This is a genomic window from Micromonospora mangrovicola, from assembly GCF_047200535.1.
Taxonomy (GTDB): domain Bacteria; phylum Actinomycetota; class Actinomycetes; order Mycobacteriales; family Micromonosporaceae; genus Micromonospora.
On record NZ_JBJZOG010000061.1, the window covers coordinates 1 to 20796 of the forward strand.

Consider the following 20796-nt stretch of genomic DNA (forward strand, 5'->3'; position numbering starts at 1 on the left):
ACGGCCGTTTCCGGGTCGTTCGTCCCGTCCCGTGGCCGACGGTCCCGCTCCGCCGCGCCGCCGCCCCCGGACACGGACGGGTGGAATCGCAGGAATAACCCCGGTCAGCCGGGTATCCGTGCGGTCCAACGTCTCAAGGGGGGGAAAGCATGTTGGGAATCAAACGCCTGGGCCTGGTGGCCGCCCTGGTGCTCGTCGGGCTGGCACCCGCTGCGGCGGCGCAGGCGGCGGCCCAGCCGTCGACGCAGGACACCCAGTACCTGCAGGCGCTGCACCAGGTGAACCTGTTCGAAATCACCGCGGGTAACCTGGCCCAGCAGAAGGGCCAGAACAAGCAGGTCAAGGACCTCGGCAAGCAGTTCGTGACGGACCACACCCAGCTGGACCAGACGGTGCAGAGCACCGCTCAGCAGCTGAACGTGCAGTTGCCGTCCGAGCCGACCAGTGACCAGCAGAAGGTCATCAGCAGGCTGAACAACCTCAGCGGCAACCAGTTCGACAAGGAGTGGGTGACCGCCCAGTTGGCCGGCCACGTCCAGGCCATCCAGGCGACACAGACCGAGATCTCGCAGGGCTCCGAGCAGTCGGTGGTCCAGCTGGCCCAGGACGCCCTGCCGGTCCTCCAGGCGCACTACGACGCGCTGGTGGCCCTGGCCCAGACCCTGGGCGTCCCCATCCCGCAGACCAGCGCCAGCGGTACGCCCAGCCCGGGCGGCACCACGACGCCGGCTCCGGGCGGGACCGAATCCCCGGCTCCGGGTGGCACCACCGAGGAGCCCGCCCCGGGCACCACGGAGACCCCGGAACCCAGCCAGAGCTGACGCAGTACGGCTGACGACGGCCGGTCCGTCCCTCGGGGCGGGCCGGCCGTCGTGCGTACCCCGGTCAGTCGGCGTTGGCCAGCCCGATCGCGAACGCCTCCTCCAGGTCGTGCTGGGAGTACGCCCGGAACGCGATGTGCGACTCGGTGTTGAGCACGCCCGGCACCTTGGAGATGCTGCCGGCGATGACCTGGGCGATCTGCTCGAAATCGCGGACCCGCACCATGGCGATCAGGTCGACGTGGCCGGCCACCGAGTAGACCTCGCTGACGCCGGGCAGGTTGGCCAGGGTCTCGGCCACCTCGGGAATGGAGTCGGTGGCGCAGTCGATCAGCACGATCGCGGTGATCACGGGACGTTTCTCCGTTCGTCGGCGTCGTCGCCCATGCTAGAGGCTGCGCCGGTCACGCCGTCCCCGGCCGGCCGATCCGGCCCGCCGGGACGGTCACGTGGTCGCCGGCGCGGATCGCGTCGGTGAGGCGTTCGTCCGGGCCCACCGTGGCGCCGGGCCAGACCACCACCCGGGTGACCTCGCCACGGACCTGCGCGCCCGGACCGACCACTGCCCGGTGGGCCCGCCCGGTCACCGTGGCGGTCGGGTCGACCAGGCTGCCGTCGCCGGCGGCGTGCAGGTTGGCCGCCAGGTAGTCGGCCGGGGTGCCGGTGTCGTAGAAGACGCCGGGGTAGGGCACCACCTCCAGCGCGCCGGCCGCCTCCGCCGGCCGCCACACCGCCCGGACCAGGTCGCCGAAGGTGGCCGGCAGGTCCCGGACCAGCCGCCACGGCAGCAGCGAGAACCCGACGAAGCGGTGGCCGTCGAAGGTGCCGGGGGCCGCCGGGTCGTCGGCCGGCTGGCCGAGCAGGCGTACGGTCCGCCCGTCCCAGCCGTCCAGCAGGGCCGCCACGTCCGGCCCGGGCGGGGCGTCCGGATCCGCCAGGTACGCGTCGGCGTTGCCGACCAGCACCCCTCGCCCGGCGATCCAGTCCCGCAGGTTGCCCAGCCCGCCCGCGGTGCCGAGCGGGTCGCCCGGCTCCACCGACAGGTGGGTCCGGGCGCCGACGTGCGCGACCACCTGCTCGCCCAGGTAGCAGGCGTTGACCCCGACCCGGTCCGGGCCGGTCAGGCCGAGCCCGGCGAGGCGGGCCAGGGCCCGGTCGAGCAGCGGCACGTTGCCCACCGGGCAGAGCGCCTTGGGCACCCGCTCGGTCAGCGGGCGGAGCCGGGTGCCCTCGCCGGCGGCGAGCACCACCGCGCAGACGTCCACCTCCGCCCGCCAACGGTGACCCGCTGCGCCCGCACCCGTCGGAACCGGCGCTCTGCCGCCACCGCCCGGGTTGCCGCCACCGCCCGGGTTGCCGCCACCGCCCGGGCGGTCCGGCCGGGGCGGGCCGCCGGGGCCCTCCCGGCGGGCGGGGCCGGGCAGGTCGGCCGGGCGGTCCGGATCGGCGAGGCCGAGCGGACCGGTACGGCCGGGCGGGGCGTCGGGGCCGCTGGGGCGCTCCCCACCGGCCGGGCCGGTGCCGGCGCGACCGGTCGGGCCCGCGGGGCGGCGGGGGCCGGCCGGCCCGGTGGCGCGCGCTGCGCCACCGGGGCGGCGGGGGCCGGGGCCGGTCACGCGTCCGGCGTCGCCGGCTTGACCTCGCCGGCGCGCGGTCCGATGCCGTAGTGGGCGAGCAGGTTGGCCGTGGCCCGGCTCAGCCGGGGCAGGTCGTCCAGCGGGTGCCAGGCCGCCTCGAAGACCTCGGCGCCGTCCACCGCCAACTCGGTCGTCGAGGCCGGCACCTCGGTCTCGAAGACCACGTCCACCCAGCCCTGGGCGTGCACCACCGCGTTGGGCACCGCCGGGCGGAGCCGGTCGGGAGAGAGCCGGATGCCGGACTCCTCGCGCAGCTCCCGGGCCGCGCCGACCACCGGGGCCTCGGCGCGCTGCAGCAGGCCGGCCGGCAGGGTCCAGCTGTAGCCGGGGGGTTGGCGCAGCAGCAGGATCCGCCCCGCGCCGTCGGCCTCCGTGTCGCGGACCAGGACCACTGCGCCGACGATGTACTTCGGGACGGCGAGCCGCACCAGCCGCCGTCGCAGCGGCACCGGGAGGCGGTAGAAGATGCGGTAGCCGAGGGCCCGTCCGGTGGCACGCGCGCGGGGGATCATGCCTGTAAGGCTAGTGGCCGGGCGGCCGGGCCGCCCTGGCGGCGCTCGCCTACTGACGGTGGTCGACGAGATCGATCAGCTGTTCGACCACGGCGTCCGGCTCGACCGCCCGGTCGAAGACCGCCACCAGCAGGGTCTCCAGGTCGGGGTAGCCGAGTTCCTCGGAGAGCCGCAGCAACGGCAGGTCGCTGGCCAGCCCGCGGTTGTGCTTGCGCAGCGCCAGGCCGATGCTGGCCCGGCCGAGGCGTACCTTGTCGGCGATCGAGATGCCCGGCTCGGTGTGCTCGGCGAACCAGCGGTTGATCTGCATCTGGGCGTGCGGCGACTTGACGAAGCCCAGCCACTCCCGGCGCGGCCCGCGCGGCGCGACGTCAGCCTCGAAGCCGCTCTCCGCGTCGCTCTCGGTGAAGATCTCCACCACGTCGCCTTCCTCCAGTTCGGAGGAGAGCGGGGCCAGCCGCCCGTTGATCCGCGCGGCGAGGCAGTGGTCGCCCCGCTCGGTGCCCAGCTCGTACGCGAGGTCGACCGGGGTCGCGCCGGCCGGCAGAACGATCTGCCGGCCGTCGGCGACCACCTGGATCTGCGCCTCCGCCAGGTCGCAGCGCAGCGACGCCATGAACTGGGTCGGGTCGACGGTCTCCTGCTCCCAGTCGAGCACCCGGCGCAGCCAGGCCAGCTCGTCGGCCCGGTCGGCGGCGCGCCCCGCGGCCGGCGGGAAGCGGTAGTGGGCGGCGACGCCGTACTCGGCGGAGCGGTGCATCGCCGCGGTGCGGATCAGCACCTCGACCGTGCGGTCCTGCGGGCCGCAGACGCTGGTGTGCAGCGACCGGTAGAGGTTGTTCTTGGGGGAGGCGATGAAGTCCTTGAACCGGCCCGGCACCGGGCGCCAGAGCCCGTGCACCGCACCGAGCGCGGCGTAGCAGTCGGTTGCCGGACCGTCCACCACGATCGCAATGCGGGGCAGGTCGTACGGGGCGGAGTGGTCGCCCGCGACGGTGTCCTTCCAGATCGAGTAGAGGTGCCGCGGCCGCGGGGACACCTGCGCGTCGACCCGGTTGCGCCGCAACGCCACCTTCGTCCTCGCCACCACGTCGTCCAGGTACGCGTCCCAGCCGGGCCGGTCGTGCACGTGCCGGGCGATCCGGGCGTGCTCCTCGGGCTGCAGGTGCAGCAGCACCACGTCGTCCAGTTCCCGTTTCAGCGTCTGGATGCCGAGCCGGTCGCAGAGCGGGACGAGCACCTCGAGGGTCTTCCGGGCGATCCGCTCCCGGGAGGCGGCGGAGCGTACGCCGAGAGTGCGCATGTTGTGCAGCCGGTCGGCCAGCTTGATGATCAGCACCCGGACGTCCTTGCCGGCCGCGACGATCATCTTGCGGACGGTCTCCGCCTCGGCGGCCTTGCCGTAGAACGCCTTGTCGAACTTGGTCACCCCGTCGACCAGGTGGGTCACCTCGCGGCCGAAGTCCTCCTTGAGGGCCTGCAGGGTGTAGCGGGTGTCCTCCACCGTGTCATGCAGCAGCGCGGCGACCAGGGTGGTGGTGTCCATGCCGAGGTCGGCGCAGATCTGGGCGACGGCGAGCGGATGGGTGATGTACGGCTCGCCGCTCTTGCGGAACTGCCCACGGTGCATGTTCTCGGCGATCGTGTACGCCCGTCTCAGCACCGAGGCTTCGGCATTGGCGTGGATGCCCCGGTGGGTGCGGACCAGCGCGGTGACCGGGTCGCTGTCGGTGGCGGGCCAGGTGAGCAGGGCGCGCAGCCGCCGGGCCAGCGGCAGCTCGCCGGGCTGGGTCGGCAGGGCGCCACCCAGGGCGGCGCCGCGTCCGGCGTCGACGTCCACCTGGGACACCTCCTCACCCCGGCCCCCGGGCCGCCGGGACCGGCGACCGGGAGCAGGCCCGCGAAACGGGCAGGACTGCACTTCTCTAACAGCCTAAGCGAGTTGACGTAGTCCGATCGGACACTTGGTCATGAGCGTTCGGTCGAGAGTTGGTGGGACGCGCCGTTTTCCGCCTTCGTCAGGAGGGCGCGGAACCGCCCCGCGCCGGTGGTCGGGGACGCCCAGCCGGAGGAGGCCTCCACCAGCCGGGTCTCCGGCCGTTCCAACCAGGACAGGATGCGTTCGGTCTCCTCGGCCGAGGCCGCCGGCACCGGGCCGTGCCCGGGCAGCACCGTCTCGGCGGTGGCCCGGATCGCGTCGATGGTCGGTCGAGGGTGGACACCGGGCGGGGAGACGCCGGCACCGGCCAGCCGGCCGTACCGGACCAGAGCCAGCTCCCAGCCGCCCCGGGCGGCCGGGCGGGCGGCGGCCAGTTCGGCGATCCCGGTCAGCGCGGCCAGCCGCTGCATCCGGACCGCCGCGCGCAGCACCGCGGCCAGCCGGCTGCGCACCACTGCGGCCTCCTCGTACCGCTGGGCCCGGGAAAGCACGTCGATCCGGACGAGCAGGGCGTCCACCACCACCTGCGGGTCGCTGGTGGTGGCGGTGCGGAACGGCGTGGCGGCGCGGTGCTCGTACTCCTCGGGGGTGATCCGGTGCTCGCAGGGTGCCGGGCAACGACCCAGCTCGGCCAGCGCGCAGGCCGGCGTGGTGGTGCGCCGGGAGAGCCGGTGCGTGCACTGCCGCAGCTGCACCGCGTCGTGGAAGCCGGCGGCGGCCAGCTCGGCGGCCTGCTTCGAGCGGAACGGGCCGAGGTAGGCGGTGTCGGCGGGGGAGAGGTCCCGCACGATCGACAGCCGGGGGTACGCCTCGTCGGTCAGCTTCAGCCAGACCTGCCGCTCCGGGTACTTGGAGCGCCGGTTGTACGGCGGCGCGTGGGCGGCGATCAGTCGCAGCTCGCGAACCTCCGCCTCCAGCGAGTGGGCGCACTCGACGGCCTCCACCCGCTCGGCGGCGGCCAGCATCTCCGAGATCCGGGCCCGCTTCTCGCCCGCGGTGAAGTAGCTGCGCACCCGGGTCGCGACGTCGCCGGAGGTGCCGACGTAGAGCGGCCGGTCGTCGGCGGCCCGGAAGATGTAGACCCCGGGCACCTTGGGCAGCCCGTCGGCCAGGTGCCGCTTGCGGCGCTGGGTGGGGGTGACCGCCCTGGCGAACTCGATCGCCTCACCGATCGTGTCCACCCGGTGCCCGCCGAGCCGGCCGATCAGCCCGTGCAGCACGTCGACGGTGGCCTTGGCGTCGTCGAGCGCCCGGTGCGTCGGCTGGGTGGCGGTGCGGAAGTAGGCGGCCAGGGTGCCCAGCTTGCGGTTCGGCACCTCGTCGCGGGTGAGCACCCGGCGGGCCAGCGCGGCGGTGTCCAGCACCCGTGGGTTGGGCCAGCGGTAGCCGTGCCGGGCGCAGGCCGCCTTGAGGAAGCCGACGTCGTACGGGGCGTTGTGGGCGACCAGCACGGCGTCGGAGATGAACTCCAGGAAACTCGGCAGCACCTGCTCGATCGGCGGGGCGGGCAGCAGCATGGCCTGGGTGATCCCGGTCAGCACGGTGATGAACGGCGGAATCGGCACGCCCGGGTTGACCAGGGTGGCGAGCACCCCCAGCTCCTCGCCGCCGCGGACCTTCACCGCGCCGATCTCGGTGATGCCGCCCCCGTCCGGCGCGCCGCCGGTGGTCTCCAGGTCGACCACCACGAAGGTGGTCGCATAGAGCGGCAGGGCGGGGTCGACCCCGCCGTCCGCCGCCCCGTCCAGGCCGGCCAGCGTCTCCTGGACGTACTCCGCTCGCGTCACCCGCGGCACGGTAACGGCCGGGTCCGACACTCCTGCCCCAGCCGTCGCACCCGTTACCACGGGGGTAGGATGAGAGATCGGCTCACTCACCGGGCGGTGGGCCCGTTCGGGGTGGGAGACTTGCCACATGCCCCTCACCGAGCCGCACGACGACCATTTCTCCGAGGAGGAGAAGTCGGTGGTCGCCGCGCACGCCGTCGGTGAGACCCTGGACACTCCGGGTGCGGACGCCCCCGGCGGGGAGACCGACGCCGACGCCGGCGCGACCGCCGTGCCCGAGCCGGAGCCCAGCCTGCCCGAGCCGGTCCGGCAGCGGATCGTGACGCTGACCGCCGCCGTGCTGCCCGGCCTGCCCGCCGACGAGGTGCCGGTCCCGCTGCGGCGGGTGGCCAAGTTCGCCCCCAACCGGCGCGCCCGGCTCGGCGCCCCGGCCATCGCCGCCCAACTCACCGCCGACCCGCTCTTCCGGCAGCGGGTCACCGCCCGGGTGCTGGCCGACGCCGGTGACCTGGGCGCGGCCGTCGTCGAGGGGACCGCCCCGGGCGCCGCCGACCCGGTCGAGGTGGCTGCCCTGGCCTACCTGGCCCGGCCTCCGGGCTGGCGGGACCTGATCGAGGCGAGCGGCGCCGCGGTCCGGGCCGAGGCGGACAGCGCGGTCGTCGCCGAACTGGTCCGGGAGGCCGAGCAGCGGGCCACCCGCGCCGAGCACGACCGGGCGGTGGCCCGGGTCGAGGCGGACAAGCTCCGTGACGAGCTGGCCCGGGTCCGGGAGGAGCTGGGGCAGCTGCGCGAGGAGGCTCGACAGCTCACCCGTACGCTGCGGGAGACCCAGGCCCGGGAGCGCAAGGCCACCGAGATGCTCGCCACGGAGCGCGGTCGGGCCGCCCGGGCGGCGGCCGACGCCGACGCCGAGCTGCGGCGGGCGCGGGCCCGGCTGGCGGAGGCGGAGGCGGCGGCGGGGGTGGCCCGGGCCAGCGCCAAGGAGGCCCGCTCGGTCGACGACGCGAAGCTGTGGCTGCTGCTGGAGACCATCGGGCAGGCCGCGGTCGGGCTGCGCCGTGAGCTGGCCCTGGACCCGGTCGACCGGATGCCCGCCGACTTCGTCGCCGACGCCTTCGCCGACCAGTCGGCCACCACCCAGGCCGGTGCGGCCGCCCGCGCCCGCGACACCGACGACCCGGCCCGGCTCGATCAGCTCCTCGCGTTGCCGAAGGCGCACCTCGTGGTGGACGGCTACAACGTCACCAAGCGGGGCTTCGGTGACATGTCCCTGGAACAGCAGCGCAAACGGTTGATCAGCGGGCTGGGCGGGATCGCGGCGCAGACCGGGGACGAGGTCACCGTGGTCTTCGACGGCGCCGAGCGGATCCACGGGCTGCCGCCCGCGCCGCGTGGCGTGCGGGTGCTCTTCTCCCGCAAGGGGGAGACCGCCGACGAGCTGATCCGCCGGCTGGTCCGGGCCGAGCCCGCGGGGCGGCCGGTGGTCGTGGTCTCCTCCGACCGGGAGGTGGCCGACGGGGTACGCCGGCACGGGGCGTACCCGCTGGGCGCGGATTCCCTGCTGCGCCGGCTCGCCCGTTCCTGATGATCTGATTCGGGGCGGCTGCTGCCTCGTTGTCCGGTTCTGTCACACCCCTGGCCTAGCGTCGTGGTGACCGACGGTGGCCGGAGGTGTTCCGTCCGCCACCGGCGACGCGTCAGGAGGCGTTGATGCTCATCGACTGCGACACCTGCGGGATCCGCGGCGGCGGCTGTTCCGGCTGCCTGGTGACCGCGCTGCTCGACACCGGCTCGCCGGCGGCCGCTCCCGGCCCGGCCGAGCACCGGGCGATCGAGGTGTTCGCCCGGGCCGGCTTCGAGGTGGAGGTGCTGCCGCCCCCGTCCGCCCGGCCCGCCCGCCGGTCGACCCGCCGCCGGGTCGCCTGACCCGGGCCCGGTCCGCCCCGGGCCCCCGTCCGCCCCCGGCCCGGTCCGCCCCCACCTGATCGACTCAGGTTGCGGAGAGTCGGGGTCTCGCTCCCGCCGGTTGCCCCGACCTGCCGCAACTGGAGTGGACCTTCGCGGCGTCGCCGGCCGGGGGCGGCACCGGAGCCGCGGCGGGTGCGTCGGGCAATAGGATGGGCGCTCACGGCGGGAGGAGCGGGATGAAACGGGTACGGCGTGACGGCGAGGGAGCGCGGTGAGCCCGCGTGGCTGGGCGGTGCTGACCCTGGCCGGGCTCGCTGTCGCGCTGATCGTCGCCGGCGCGCTGCTGATCCCGTGGCACCGCCCACCGGCGCCCCGCGCCGACCAGCTGGCCGCGCTGCGTTCCCTGCCGGTCGACCAGGTGGCCCGCGGGCGGGCGTTCCACGGCGCGCTGCGCCCGGCCGCGTGGTCGGCGCTCGCCGTCGGCCTGGTGGTGGCGCTGGTGCTCGGGCTCACCCCGCTCGGCGCCCGCCTGGTGGCGCTCGCCGGCCGGCCCTTCGGCGACCACTGGCTGGCCCAGGCGGTGCTCGGTGGGCTGGCCGTGCTGCTCCTCGCCGACCTGCTCACCCTGCCCTTCGCCGCCTGGCGGCAGACCGTGCTCACCCGGTACGGCCTGAGCACCCAGGGCTGGGACGGCTGGGCGGTCGACCTGCTCAAGTCGTACGCGGTCAGCGCGATCATCGGCGCACTCGTGCCGCTCGGCTTCTACTCCGTCGTCCGGCTCGCCCCGCGCTGGTGGTGGGCGTTCGGCGCGGCCGGCGCCGCCCTGCTGGTGGTGCTGCTGTCGTTCGTGCTGCCGGTGCTGGTCGAACCGGTGTTCAACCGGTTCACCCCGATGGAGGCCGGCCCGCTGCGGACCGAGCTGGTGAGCATGGCCGCCCGGGACGGGGTGCCGGTACGCGACGTGTTGGTCGCCGACGCCTCCCGGCGGACCCGGGCGGTCAACGCGTACGTCTCCGGGCTGGGACCGACCCGGCGGGTGGTGGTCTACGACACCCTGCTGCGCGAGGCCACCCCGGAGGAGGTGACCAGCGTCGTCGCGCACGAGCTCGGGCACGCGCGGGACCGGGACGTGTGGACCGGCACGCTCACCGGGGCGCTCGGTGCCGCCCTCGCCGTGGTGGCCCTCTACCTGATCGGCTCCTGGACGCCGGTGCTGCGGCTGGCCGGGGTCGACTCCGTCGCCCAGCCGAGGGCGTTCCCGCTGCTGATCGCCCTGGTCACCGTCGCCGGGCTGGTGGCCACCCCGGTGCAGGCCCTGGTGTCCCGACGGATCGAGGCCCGCGCCGACGCGCACGCGCTCGCCCTGACCGGCGACCCGGTCACCTTCGAGGCGATGCAGCGCCGCCTGGCCGGGGTGAACCTGGCCGACCCGGACCCGCCCCGCTGGGAGTACCTCTGGTCGGCGTCCCACCCGTCCACCGTGGAGCGGATGGCCGCCGCCCGCGCCTACGCCAGGGAGATCGGCAGATGAGCCGGACCTTGCTGATCACCAACGACTTCCCGCCCCGCCCCGGCGGCATCCAGTCCTTCGTGCACAACCTCGCCGTCCGCCAGCCCCCGGGCTCGGTGGTGGTGTACGCGTCGAGCTGGCGGGGCGCCGCCAAGTTCGACGCCGACCAGCCCTTCGAGGTGGTCCGGGAGCGCACCAAGGTGCTGCTGCCCACCCCGCTGATCGCCCGCCGCGCGGCGAAGCTGGCCCGGGCGTACGGCTGCGACACGGTGTGGTTCGGCGCGGCAGCCCCGCTCGGGCTGCTCGCGGCCGGGCTGCGCCGGCGAACCGGGATCCGGCGCGCGGTGGCGCTCACCCACGGCCACGAGGCCGGCTGGGCGGCGCTGCCCGGTGCCCGGTCCGCGCTGCGCCGGATCGGCCGGGGCCTGGACGTCACCACCTACCTCGGCGAGTACACCCGGGTCCGGCTGGCCCGGGTGCTGGACGGGGTGACCGAGCTGCGCCGGCTCGCTCCCGGCGTCGACGTGGACGCCTACCACCCGTCCGTTGACGGGGAGCGGGTGCGGCTGCGCCTGGGGTTGGCCGACCGGCCGGTGGTGGTCTGTGTCTCCCGGCTGGTGCCGCGCAAGGGGCAGGACATGCTCATCCGGGCGATGCCGGAGATCCGGCGCCGGGTGCCGGACGCGGCGCTGCTCGTCGTGGGCGGCGGGCCGTACCGGGCGTCGCTGGAGAAGCTGGCCCGGCAGACCGGCGTGGAACGGGAGGTGGTCTTCACCGGCTCGGTGCCGGCGGCCGAGCTGCCCGCCCACTACGCCGCCGGTGACGTGTACGCCATGCCCTGCCGCACCCGCAACCGTGGCCTCGACGTCGAAGGGCTGGGGATCGTCTACCTGGAGGCCAGCGCGACCGGGCTGCCGGTGGTGGCCGGTGACTCCGGCGGCGCGCCGGACGCGGTCCGCGAGGGGGAGACCGGGTACGTGGTCCGGGGTCGGGACGTGGCCCAGCTCGCCGACCGGGTGGCCACCCTGCTCGCCGACCGGGATCTGGCCCGCCAGTTCGGCGCGGCCGGCCGGGCCTGGGTGGAGCGGGAGTGGCGCTGGGAGACCCAGGCCGAGCGGATGGCCGACCTGCTCGCCGGCTGAGCCACCCGCGCCGACGGGCCGGCTGGGCAAGATCGCGCCCCGACCAGGACGTGGTGGCCTCGGCCTGCCGTCGGGGCCACCCCCTCCACGATCGAGCGTGATCTTCAGCGCGCCCGGCCGGCCAGGGCGTGGGCGGCGGTCAGGTGCGGGCAAGGGCGGGCGCGGTCGGCGTGGTCGACCGCGGCGCCCGGCGGGACAGCCGTCCCGGCCACCAGGTGCGGGCGCCCAGATCCAGGGTCAGCGCCGGGATCAGCAGGCTGCGGACCAGGAGCGTGTCGAGCAGGATGCCGACGGCCACGATCACACCCATCTGCACCGACGGCACCAGCGGCAGCACCAGCAGGGCGCCGAAGGTGGCCGCGAGCACCACGCCCGCGCTGGTGATCACCCCACCGGTGACGGTCAACGCGCGCAGCACACCCGGCCGGTGCCCGATCAGCGCGGCCTCCTCCCGGGCCCGGGTCATCAGGAAGATGGTGTAGTCCACCCCGAGCGCCACCAGGAACAGGAACGCCTGCAACGGGACCCCGAGGAACAGCCTCGGGTGGCCCAGCGCGTCGAGCAGCAGTCCGGCGGCGCCCATCGCGGCCGCGTACGACAGCACCACGCTCGCCATCAGCAGCACCGGCGCGACCAGCGACCGGAGCAGCAGCACCAGGATCACCAGGACGACGGCGAGCACCAGCGGGATGACCGTCCGGTTGTCCCGGTCCACGGTGCGCCGTTCGTCCACCAGGGTCGCCGTCCGGCCGCCGACCAGGGCCTGCGCACCGGGCACCGCGTGCACCGCGCTCCGCAGCCGGGTCACCGCGTCCCGGGCGGCCGCGCTGTCCGGGGCGGATGCGAGGACCGCCGGGACGCGGACCCACCGGCCGTCGGGTGACCTTTCCGGGGCGCCCACCTCGGCGACGCCGGGCACCGCGCGGGCGGCGGCCACCACCTGGCCGGCCGTGTTCGCGGCGGCCAGGACCTCGGCGGGCGCGGCCGAACCGCCCGGGTAGTGGGCCGCGATCAGCCGCTGCCCGGTGACCGAGCCGACCTCGGTGGTGAAGGACTCCTCACCGGGCAGGCCGAGGCTGAGGTTGCCGGCGCCGAAGGTCAGCGCGACCAGCGCGGCGGCGGTGCCGACCCAGACCGCGCGGGGCCGGCCGGCGACCAGGCCGGCGATCCGGCGCCAGCCGCCGTGGTCCGCGCTGCGGTCCCCGGTGTCCGCGTCGGGTGTGTGGCGGGGCACGAACGGCCAGAACAGCCACCGGCCGCACAGGACGAGCACCGCCGGCAGGAGGGTGGTCATGGCGAGCAACGCCGCGCCGATGCCGACCGCGCCCACCGGTCCCAGGCCGCGGGTGGCCGGCAGGTCCGCCGCGAGCAGGCAGAGCAGTCCGAGCGCGACAGTCGCCGCGGAGGCGCACACCGCGCCGTACGAGCGGCGCAGCGCCACCGCCATCGCGACGTGCCGGTCGGGCTGCCGGCGCAGCTCCTCGCGGTAGCGGGCGATGAGCAGCAGGGCGTAGTCCACGCCGACGCCGAAGACCAGCACGGTCAGGATGGTCTGGCTCTGGAAGTCGACGGCCAGTCCGGCGTGCTTCGCCAGCAGGTAGACCACGCCCCCGGCGAGCTGGTTCGCGACGCCCACCGCGAGGAGCGGGATCAGCCACAGCACCGGGCTGCGGTAGGTGACCAGCAGGAGCAGGGTGACGGCGGCCGCGGTCGCCAGCAGCAGCGCCCCGTCCATCCCGCCGAACGCGTCGAAGACGTCGTGCTCGGCCGCCGCGTCGCCGGTGAGCGCAGTGCGCAGGCCGGCCGGCACACCGTCGGACAGCCGGTGCTTGAGGGCGCCGACGGCCTCGGCGCGCCGGTCGTCGTCCGTGCTCATCGGCAGGGACAGCAGCAGGGCCCGGCCGTCGGCGCTGGGCACCGGCGGGGACACCACACCGCCGTCGGCGTACGCGGTGAAGGCGGCGCGGTCGGCGTCGACCCGCGCCCGGTCGGCCGCGGTGAGGCCGGCGTCGCGGACGTAGACGGCGATGGCCAGCTGCCGCCGCGAGTCGGGGAAAGCCGCCTCGGCCCGCTGCGCGGCCCGCCTGCTCTCGACGCCCGCCGGCAGCGCACCGAGCGTCGAGTCGTCGCGCACCTCGCCGAGTTTCACCGCGAGCGGGCCGGCGACCGCGAGCAGCGCCAGCCAGAGCAGGAGGACCGCGTACTTGCCGCGGCGGCCGGCGGGCAGGCCGGCCAGTCGTTGCGGGGACATCTCGGGATTCCTTTCATCCGGTCGGCCGGGGACCGCCGTGGGGCTCGGTCGACCGGCCCACGCCCCGCTCCGCTCCGATCCTCTGGACGTGCGGGCCCGGAGTCAGGGGTGGCACCCCGCCGACCCGGGGTGGTGCCAGCACCACCGATCTGCGCGCCGGCGGTGCCGGAGAATGGGGCGCGTGGACGGCTCGACAAGCGGACAGCTCCGCCAGCGGCTGCGGCCCGGTGCGGTCATCGCCGCGCAGGGGCTGCTGATCGCCCTGCTGTCGCTGACCACCCACGTGGCGCTCTTCGTGCTCTCGGTCGTGTCGCTGGCCCTCATCCCGGCGTTCGGTGTCGGGTTCGCGCTCTTCCCGGCGGTCACCGCGCTGGTCCGCCTGGTCACCGGGCTGCATCGCCGGCTCGCCGGGTGGGGCGGGGTGGAGCTGGCCAGCCCGTACCCGCCGGTGCCGGCGGACGCGCAGTTCGGCACCTGGCGACGGTTCCGCTGGGTGGTCACCGATCCGGCCACCTGGCGGGACCTGGCCTGGCTGCTGCCCGGCGCGGTCACCGGCGGGGTCTGCCTGGCCGCGTTCGCCGTGCCGCTCTACGGCCTGGAGGGCCTGCTCGGCCTGCCGGTGGTGCTGCACGCTGCCGGCGTCTGGTACGGCTACGGCCCGTTCTGGCCGGTCGGCAGTCTCGACCAGGCGTTGCTCTGCTTCCCACTGGGGGCGCTCGTCCTGGCCGGCGGGCTGGCCGCCGGTCGTTGGCTGATCTGGCTGCACGTGACCTTCGCCGGGTTCTTCCTGCCACCGACCCGGACCGCCGAGTTGGCGCTGCGGGTCCGCCAGCTCACCGTCACGCGGGCCGAGACGGTGGACGCCCAGGCGGCGGAGCTGCGCCGGATCGAACGGGACCTGCACGACGGGGCGCAGGCCCGGCTGGTCGCGTTGAGCATGAGCATCGGGCTGGCCGAGCAGCTGGTGCAGCGCGATCCCGAGGCGGTCCGGCGGCTGCTCGCCGAGGCCCGGGAGGTCAGCGGGCAGGCCCTGGCGGAGCTGCGCGGGCTGGTCCGCGGCATCCACCCGCCGGTGCTCGCCGAGCGGGGGTTGGACGGTGCCGTGCGGGCGCTGGCGCTGGCCGTGCCGCTGCCGGTGGAGGTAACCGTCGACCTGCCGGGCCGCCCGCCGGCGCCGGTGGAGTCGGCGGCGTACTTCGCGGTGGCGGAGGGGTTGGCGAACGTGGCCAAGCACAGCGGGGCGACCCGGGCGTGGATCCGGCTGAGGCACGCCGACGGGCGGCTGGCGATGGTGGTCGGTGACGACGGCCGGGGCGGGGCCGACCCCGCCGCGGCCGGCGGGCTGGCCGGTGTCGGGCGCCGCCTGGCGGCGTTCGATGGAACGATGGTGGTGTCCAGTCCGCCCGGTGGGCCCACCGTCGTCAGCATGGAGCTGCCTTGCGAGTTGTCATCGCCGAGGACCTCGCCCTCCTCCGGGACGGGCTGATCCGCATCCTGGCGGCATTCGACTTCGAGGTGGTCGCCGCCGTCGACAACGGACCGTCGGTGCTGCCCGCGCTGACCGCGCACCGCCCGGACGTCGCGGTGGTCGACGTGCGGTTGCCGCCCACCTTCACCGACGAGGGGTTGCAGGCCGCCATCCGGGCCCGTACGGAGCTGCCCGGGCTGCCGATCCTGGTGCTGTCCCAGCACGTCGAGCAGCTGTACGCCCGGGAGCTGCTCTCCGACCGTCTCGGCGGCGTCGGCTACCTGCTCAAGGACCGGGTGTCCCACGTGGACCAGTTCGTCGACGCGGTGCGCCGGGTGGCCGCCGGCGGCACCGTGATGGACCCGGAGGTGGTGGCCCAGCTGCTGGCCAGCCGGGGCGCGGCGGAGCCGCTGGGGGAGCTGACCGCGCGGGAGCGGGAGGTGCTGGGCCTGATGGCCGAGGGCCGGTCGAACGCGGCGATCGCCGGCCGCCTCTTCGTCACCGAGAAAGCGGTCAGCAAGCACATCAACAGCATCTTCAGCAAACTTCAGCTGCCGCCGTCCAACGACGACAACCGGCGGGTGCTGGCGGTGCTGGCGTACCTGGACGGGGCGGACGGCCGCCGGGCGCGGACCCGGTCCTGACCCGCAGCGTCGGCCGGTCAGACGGTGGTGCCGGACAGCGCGGTGCCGGAGAGCGCGGGGGATCGGCCCAGGTGCTGCGCCGCCGGCCCCGGCCGGCCGAAGTGCCAACCCTGCGCCGCGTCACAGCCGATCGCCCGCAGCCGGTCGGCCTGCCCGGCGGTCTCCACGCCCTCGGCGGTCACCGTCACCTCCAGCGCGTGGGCCAGCGACACCAGCGAGGCGAGGATCCGCTCGTCGGTGCGGGTGGCCGGGTCGTCGGCCGGCTCGCGCAGCCCGGTCACGAACTCGCCGGCCAGTTTCAGCTCGGTCACCGGCAGGCCGCGCAGGTACGCGAGGTTGCAGTAGCCGGTGCCGAAGTCGTCGATGGCGATCCGCACGCCCAGGTCGGCCAGCACCCGCAGCGCGCGCACCGGCTCCTCGGCGGTGCTCATCATGGTGCTCTCGGTGATCTCCAGCTGCAGCCGCCCGGGTGGCAGTCCGGTCCGTCGCAGCAGGTCGCGCACCTCGTCCACCAGCTCCGGCCGGCGTACCTGGTGCACCGCCAGGTTGACGCTGACGAACGGGGCGTCGCCGGCGTCGCCGGCCCAGTCCCGCGCCTCCCGGCACGCCTCGGCCAGCACCCAGGCGCCCAGCCGGACGATCAGCCCGGTCTCCTCGGCCAGCCCGATGAAGCTGTCCGGCCGGAGCACGCCCAGCTCCGGGTGGCGCCAGCGGACCAGCGCCTCCATGCCCAGCAGTCGACCGTCGCGCAGCGAGGCCAGCGGCTGGTAGTCCAGGAAGAACTCGCCCCGGTCCAGCGCGACCGGGATGGCCGCGGAGAGGGCGTACCGGGCCAGCTCCCGCCGGTTGCGGTCGGCGTCGAAGACCGACCAGCGGGCCCCACCGGCCGCCTTGGCCCAGTGCAGGGTGCTGTCGGCGGCCCGCATCAGCTCCATCGGCGAGGTGCCGGCCGCCGGCCGCTCGACGATGCCGATGCTGGCGGAGACGGTCAGCTCGTGCCCGTCGACCAGGGCCGGCTCGCCGACCGCGGCGAGCGCCGCCTCGGCGACCTCGACCATGTCGTCGGTGCCGGCGGTGGGCTCGACCAGGATGACGAACTCGTCGCCGCCCAGCCGGGCCACCAGGTGCTCGCCGAGGGCCCGACGCAACCGCTGCGCCACCGCGACCAGCAGCAGGTCGCCGACCTGGTGGCCGAGGCTGTCGTTGACCACCTTGAACCGGTCCAGGTCGAGGAAGCAGACCCCGACCCGGTCGGCCTCGGCGATCGCGGCGGCGAGCCGCTCGGTGAACAGGGTGCGGTTCGGCAGGTCGGTCAGCGGGTCGTGGGTGGCCTGGTGGCGGAACCGGGCCTCGCTGTCCCGCAGCGCCCGTTCCGCCTGCGCGCGGGCCATCATCGCGGCCCGCCGGATGGACTCCTGCTCGTCCAGCGTGCGGTCGCGAAGGGCGCGGGCGTACCCGGTGGCCACGGTGGCGAGCAGCCGGGCCATCCGGTCCTCCACGTCGTCGGCGACCAGACCGAGGTCGCGGACCAGGCGGAGCTGGATGACCTCGACGGTGCGGCCGAGTCCTTCGGCGGAGGCGATGTGCGCCTGCACCAGCTCCGCGCCGACCTGCTGGCCGATCCGCAGGTCGAACGGTTCCGACCGGAGCGCCACGGCCAGCCGTTCGGTGAGCCGCTGGAGCAGCGCCTCCAGCTGGGCCTGCGTCATCGGCAGGTAGCTCGTCCCGGAGACCGCCTTGGCCCAGGCCCGGGCGAAGGTGCCCGGGCAGGAGCGGGCTGCGCCGGCCGGCTCACCCACCGAGTCGCCCGACGCCGCCGATGAAGACCGCCTGCGCGGCGTTCTCCGCCTGCTCCGGGGACTCCGGTCGCCACTGCGGCACCCAGACCACGCCCGGCTCGACCAGCTCGAAGCCGCCGAAGAGCGCGGTCAGCTCGGCCCGGCTGCGGATCCAGAGCTGGCTGTCGGTGCGGCGGTAGACCCGCTCGGCCTCGGCCCGCTCGCCCGTCTCGCCGCGGTCGTCGTCGCTGGCCTGCGACATCACCAGATAGCTGCCGGGCGTCAGGGCCGCCCGTAGCGTCCGCAGGATCTCCTCCGGTCGGTCGGCGTCCGGGACGAAGTGCAGCACCGCCACGATCATCACGGCCACCGGCTGGGAGAGGTCGAGCAGCCCGGTGACCTCCGGGTGTTCGAGGATCGCCGCGGGCCGGCGCAGGTCCTCCCGGATGACCGTGGCCCGGTCGTTGCCGGCCAGGATCTCCCGGCTGTGCGCCACCGCGACCGGGTCGACGTCGACGTAGACCACCCGGCACTGCGGGTCGATCCGCTGGGCGATCTCGTGCACGTTGCCCACGGTGGGGATACCGGAGCCGATGTCGAGGAACTGGCGCACCCCGGACTCGGCGAGGAACTGCACCGCCCGGCGCAGGAACGCCCGGTTGGCCTGGGCCATCAGCGGGGCCTCCGGCACGGCTTCCACCATGGCCCGGGCCGCGGCCCGGTCGACCGCGAAGTTGTGCGAGCCGCCCAGGTAGTAGTCGTACATGCGGGCGACGCTGGGGCGTTCGATGTCGATCGTGTCAGGTGCCCAGTCCGGCCGCTGCATGCCCCTGCCCCTTTGTGTCAACGACGCGCGGGATCACCGCCCGCGCGGTCACCCGGGTATTCTGCCCGTCCGTCGACGCGGTGCAAAGACCACGGTCGCTGCGCGGTCGGTCGCTCACCGTGCGCAGTCGGCGCCGGTCCGGAATGCCGGAGAGGCCCGCCTCCGATGCCGGAGGCGGGCCGTCGGCGCACGCGGTCAGAACTTGGGGGCGTCCGGGGCCTCCAGCAGGCCCAGCCGCAGCGCGGTCATCAGCGCCTGCGCCCGGTTGGCCGCGCCCAGCTTCTCGTAGAGCTTCGAGATGTGCGTCTTCGCCGTCGACTCGCTGACGAAGAGCTGCTTGGCGATGCCGGCCACGCTCATGCCGTCGGCCAGCAGCCGCAGCACCTGGCCCTCGCGCGGGGAGAGCTGCGGGCCGGACGGGGCGAGCCGGCGCTTCATCGCCTCGGCCAGGTCGGCCGCGGTGAACGCGCTGGGGGAGGAGGCGGCGTGCCGGGCGGCGGCGACCACCTCGTCGGCCGGGGCGGTCTTCGGCACGAAGGCGCTGGCGCCCGCCTCCAGGGCCCCGAAGAGCTGGTCGTCGCCGGCGTACATGGTGAGCACGACGATGCCCATGGATGCGCTGGACTTGCGCAGCGCGCGGGTGGCCTCCAGGCCGCTGCCGTCGGGCAGCCGCAGGTCCATGATCACCACGTCCGGCTGCAGCGCGCCGGCCTGGCGGACGCCCTCGGCGGCCGTGGCGGCCTCGCCCACGACCTCGAACTGCCGGTCCCGCTCGAAGGCGTGCCGCAGTCCCTTGCGGATCAGGTCGTGGTCGTCGACAAGGAGAACCTTGGTACGGGTGGCCGGTGTCGGACTAGTGGTCATCCTCGGGTTTCTCCCCTTCTGCTGCTGCGGCGCTGCCGCGCACCTTATCGCGCCGGGGCGAGGAGCCGAGTACCACCGCCACGGTCGTGCCGCTGGGTTGCCGCGGCCTGATCTCCAACCGGCCCCGGATACGTTCCGCCCTCTCCGCCATGATCGCAAGACCATAGTGCCCCTCGGGGTGCTGGTCACCGATGCCGTGACCGTCATCCGACACTTCGATCTGGGCGTACGGGGGGTCCACCTCACAGGTGACCCACAGATTCGACGCGCCGGCGTGCTTGCGCGCGTTGGTGACCGCCTCCTGGGCGATGCGCAGCAGCTCCGCCTCGGTGGCGGCGGGCAGCCGGGCGGTCGACTCGTCCAGCGACAGGTGCACCCGGAGCCCGCCGGACGCGCCGACGGTGCGCGCGTACTCGGCGATCGCGGCGGCCAGACCGCCGTGCCGGTCCACCTCACTGCGCAGCTCGAACAGGCTGAGCCGCAGCTCGGTGATCACCCGGGTGACCTCCTGACGCAGCATCCGCAGCGACTCGGCGGTCTCCTCGGCGTCGTCGTGCACGGTGGCCAGGGCGTTGTCGATGCCGTACCCGACCATCACCAGCTCCTGGGCGACCCCGTCGTGGATCTCCCGGGCCAGCCGCTGCCGCTCCTCGTTGGTGGCCAGCGACCGCACCTCGTCGAAGAGCAGGGCGGCCTCCAGGCGCAGCGCCGCCGGCCCGGTCAGCGCGGTCACCCGGGACATCACCGGCGGGGGGTACGCGTGCGGGGTGTCCGCCTCGATGACCACCAGGCCGACCGTCCGCACCCCGGCGACCAGCGGCACGATCAGGGCCGAGACCTCGCCGGAGTGCTGCGAGCGGGCCTGCGAGCGGGTGGAGGTCTGCGGCTGCTGGCTGGCCCACGCGTCGGCGATGGCCGAGTCGGCGTCGAGCGTGGTCTCCCAGTCCACCCGGTCGGCCCCCACCTGGGCGAGCACCACCAGCCGGCCGCCGCCGGAGGCGGACAGCACCGCCCCCCGGTCGGTCTTCGCCACCACCCGCAGCTCCTCCAGCAGGTGTTCGGAGATCCCGCCCGGGTCCAGGGTGGCCCCGGGCAGCTGGCGGGCGACCGTCCGCAGCTGGGTCAGCAACCGGGTGGCCTCCGCGTACGGCTGCGGCTTGCCCTCGCCGCGCACCCGCACCACCCGCTGGAACGTGCCCGCGGTGTAGAGGCCCAGGCCGGCCAGGATCAGCCACTGCGCGCAGACCGCCAGGTAGCCCAGCTGGCCGAGCTGCCGCCCGCCGTCGACCTCGGTGAAGGCCGCGCTGATCAGCAGCGTGGCCGCCGCCACCGCGAGCAGTGCCGCCCCCTCGCGGAACCTGCGGCGCAGCGCCGTCACGGTGACCGGCACGGCCAGGTACGGCAGCACCGCCGAGGCGCCCAGCCCGCTGGTCACCCCGCTCAGGTGGGTGTCGGCGGCGACCTGGCTGGCGGCCAGCCCGAGGACCACCACCTCGGCGAAGCGGCTGAGCAGCCCGAGCAGCCGGTGCTGCGGGGCCAGCACGGCCGGCAGCCCGGCGACGCCCAGCAGGGCGATCCACCAGAGGCAGGCCGGTTCGCCGGTGGCGAACAGGGTCAGAGCGGCGACCAGCGCGAGGAGAACGGCGCGCGCGGCCGCCGCGAGGGGCTGGGTCTGCGGTTGGCTGGCTGTCGAGGCGGGCACCTGACGG

The 20796-nt window shown here is 75.1% G+C and carries 17 protein-coding genes; 7 read left to right on the forward strand and 10 right to left on the reverse strand.

All coding sequences use genetic code 11. The features are described from left to right. Positions 1–149 precede the first annotated feature (149 nt). Positions 150–821, forward strand: coding sequence for a DUF4142 domain-containing protein (locus tag ACL02O_RS22350; protein ID WP_412820077.1), 672 nt, complete (start codon positions 150–152; stop codon positions 819–821). Positions 822–885: 64 nt separating this feature from the next. On the opposite strand, the gene ACL02O_RS22355 is transcribed toward ACL02O_RS22350, so the two are convergent. From ACL02O_RS22355 to ACL02O_RS22375, 5 genes are all read right to left on the reverse strand, one after another. After that, complete coding sequence (locus ACL02O_RS22355) at positions 886–1173, reverse strand: Lrp/AsnC family transcriptional regulator (protein ID WP_412820078.1); 288 nt, start codon at positions 1171–1173, stop codon at positions 886–888. Positions 1174–1225: 52 nt separating this feature from the next. Continuing rightward, the gene (locus ACL02O_RS22360; RefSeq protein WP_412820103.1) at positions 1226–2071 is read right to left on the reverse strand and encodes a sugar phosphate nucleotidyltransferase; all 846 of its coding nucleotides are present in this window, start codon (positions 2069–2071) and stop codon (positions 1226–1228) included. Positions 2072–2433: 362 nt separating this feature from the next. Next, the gene (locus ACL02O_RS22365) at positions 2434–2970 is read right to left on the reverse strand and encodes an NUDIX hydrolase (RefSeq protein ID WP_412820079.1); all 537 of its coding nucleotides are present in this window, start codon (positions 2968–2970) and stop codon (positions 2434–2436) included. 49 nt (positions 2971–3019) lie between these two features. Then, entirely contained in the window at positions 3020–4810 is a 1791-nt protein-coding gene (locus ACL02O_RS22370) for a RelA/SpoT family protein (RefSeq protein ID WP_412820104.1), read from the reverse strand. 128 nt (positions 4811–4938) lie between these two features. Beyond that, a complete protein-coding gene (locus tag ACL02O_RS22375) occupies positions 4939–6696 on the reverse strand; it encodes a DEDD exonuclease domain-containing protein (RefSeq protein WP_412820080.1) in 1758 nt (585 codons plus the stop codon). A 127-nt stretch (positions 6697–6823) separates the two neighbouring features. On the opposite strand from ACL02O_RS22375, the gene ACL02O_RS22380 reads away from it, so the two are divergent. The 4 genes from ACL02O_RS22380 to ACL02O_RS22395 all read left to right on the forward strand — a co-directional run bounded on the left by ACL02O_RS22380 (position 6824) and on the right by ACL02O_RS22395 (position 11256). Beyond that, complete coding sequence (locus ACL02O_RS22380) at positions 6824–8281, forward strand: NYN domain-containing protein (protein ID WP_412820081.1); 1458 nt, start codon at positions 6824–6826, stop codon at positions 8279–8281. Positions 8282–8406: 125 nt separating this feature from the next. Continuing rightward, positions 8407–8622 carry a hypothetical protein gene (locus ACL02O_RS22385; RefSeq protein WP_412820082.1) on the forward strand — a complete coding sequence of 72 codons (216 nt, stop codon included), beginning with the start codon at positions 8407–8409 and terminating at the stop codon, positions 8620–8622. A gap of 253 nt (positions 8623–8875) precedes the next feature. Further along, the gene (locus ACL02O_RS22390; protein ID WP_412820083.1) at positions 8876–10135 is read left to right on the forward strand and encodes a M48 family metalloprotease; all 1260 of its coding nucleotides are present in this window, start codon (positions 8876–8878) and stop codon (positions 10133–10135) included. Continuing rightward, positions 10132–11256, forward strand: coding sequence for a glycosyltransferase family 4 protein (locus ACL02O_RS22395; protein WP_412820084.1), 1125 nt, complete (start codon positions 10132–10134; stop codon positions 11254–11256). The genes ACL02O_RS22390 and ACL02O_RS22395 overlap by 4 nt, the downstream gene beginning before the upstream one ends. A 139-nt stretch (positions 11257–11395) precedes the next feature. On the opposite strand, the gene ACL02O_RS22400 is transcribed toward ACL02O_RS22395, so the two are convergent. Beyond that, a complete protein-coding gene (locus ACL02O_RS22400) occupies positions 11396–13507 on the reverse strand; it encodes an MMPL family transporter (protein ID WP_412820085.1) in 2112 nt (703 codons plus the stop codon). Positions 13508–13679: 172 nt separating this feature from the next. On the opposite strand from ACL02O_RS22400, the gene ACL02O_RS22405 reads away from it, so the two are divergent. Next, positions 13680–14993: a sensor histidine kinase gene (locus tag ACL02O_RS22405; protein WP_412820086.1), complete on the forward strand. Its 1314-nt coding sequence runs from the start codon at positions 13680–13682 to the stop codon at positions 14991–14993. Next, a complete protein-coding gene (locus ACL02O_RS22410) occupies positions 14945–15619 on the forward strand; it encodes a LuxR C-terminal-related transcriptional regulator (protein WP_412820087.1) in 675 nt (224 codons plus the stop codon). The genes ACL02O_RS22405 and ACL02O_RS22410 overlap by 49 nt, the downstream gene beginning before the upstream one ends. A 17-nt stretch (positions 15620–15636) precedes the next feature. Here ACL02O_RS22410 and ACL02O_RS22415 read toward each other — a convergent pair whose 3' ends face one another. From ACL02O_RS22415 to ACL02O_RS22430, 4 genes are all read right to left on the reverse strand, one after another. Then, the gene (locus tag ACL02O_RS22415) at positions 15637–17328 is read right to left on the reverse strand and encodes a putative bifunctional diguanylate cyclase/phosphodiesterase (protein WP_412820105.1); all 1692 of its coding nucleotides are present in this window, start codon (positions 17326–17328) and stop codon (positions 15637–15639) included. Positions 17329–17410: 82 nt separating this feature from the next. After that, positions 17411–18223, reverse strand: a complete 813-nt coding sequence (locus ACL02O_RS22420) for an SAM-dependent methyltransferase (protein WP_412820088.1) — start codon at positions 18221–18223, stop codon at positions 17411–17413. A 195-nt stretch (positions 18224–18418) separates the two neighbouring features. Further along, entirely contained in the window at positions 18419–19087 is a 669-nt protein-coding gene (locus tag ACL02O_RS22425) for a response regulator transcription factor (RefSeq protein WP_007072219.1), read from the reverse strand. Further along, positions 19077–20789: a GAF domain-containing sensor histidine kinase gene (locus ACL02O_RS22430; RefSeq protein ID WP_412820089.1), complete on the reverse strand. Its 1713-nt coding sequence runs from the start codon at positions 20787–20789 to the stop codon at positions 19077–19079. Before ACL02O_RS22430 ends, ACL02O_RS22425 begins: the two co-directional genes overlap by 11 nt. Positions 20790–20796 lie beyond the last annotated feature (7 nt).

What these genes read in the sequence shown, in the direction of transcription:
- ACL02O_RS22400 (WP_412820085.1), bottom strand. Translation starts at nt 13,507, where the DNA reads ATGTCCCCGCAACGACTGGCCGGCCTGCCCGCCGGCCGCCGCGGCAAG.
- ACL02O_RS22385 (WP_412820082.1), top strand. Translation starts at nt 8,407, where the DNA reads ATGCTCATCGACTGCGACACCTGCGGGATCCGCGGCGGCGGCTGTTCC.
- ACL02O_RS22420 (WP_412820088.1), bottom strand. Translation starts at nt 18,223, where the DNA reads ATGCAGCGGCCGGACTGGGCACCTGACACGATCGACATCGAACGCCCC.
- ACL02O_RS22415 (WP_412820105.1), bottom strand. Translation starts at nt 17,328, where the DNA reads ATGACGCAGGCCCAGCTGGAGGCGCTGCTCCAGCGGCTCACCGAACGG.
- ACL02O_RS22405 (WP_412820086.1), top strand. Translation starts at nt 13,680, where the DNA reads ATGGGGCGCGTGGACGGCTCGACAAGCGGACAGCTCCGCCAGCGGCTG.
- ACL02O_RS22350 (WP_412820077.1), top strand. Translation starts at nt 150, where the DNA reads ATGTTGGGAATCAAACGCCTGGGCCTGGTGGCCGCCCTGGTGCTCGTC.
- ACL02O_RS22380 (WP_412820081.1), top strand. Translation starts at nt 6,824, where the DNA reads ATGCCCCTCACCGAGCCGCACGACGACCATTTCTCCGAGGAGGAGAAG.
- ACL02O_RS22425 (WP_007072219.1), bottom strand. Translation starts at nt 19,087, where the DNA reads ATGACCACTAGTCCGACACCGGCCACCCGTACCAAGGTTCTCCTTGTC.
- ACL02O_RS22365 (WP_412820079.1), bottom strand. Translation starts at nt 2,970, where the DNA reads ATGATCCCCCGCGCGCGTGCCACCGGACGGGCCCTCGGCTACCGCATC.
- ACL02O_RS22395 (WP_412820084.1), top strand. Translation starts at nt 10,132, where the DNA reads ATGAGCCGGACCTTGCTGATCACCAACGACTTCCCGCCCCGCCCCGGC.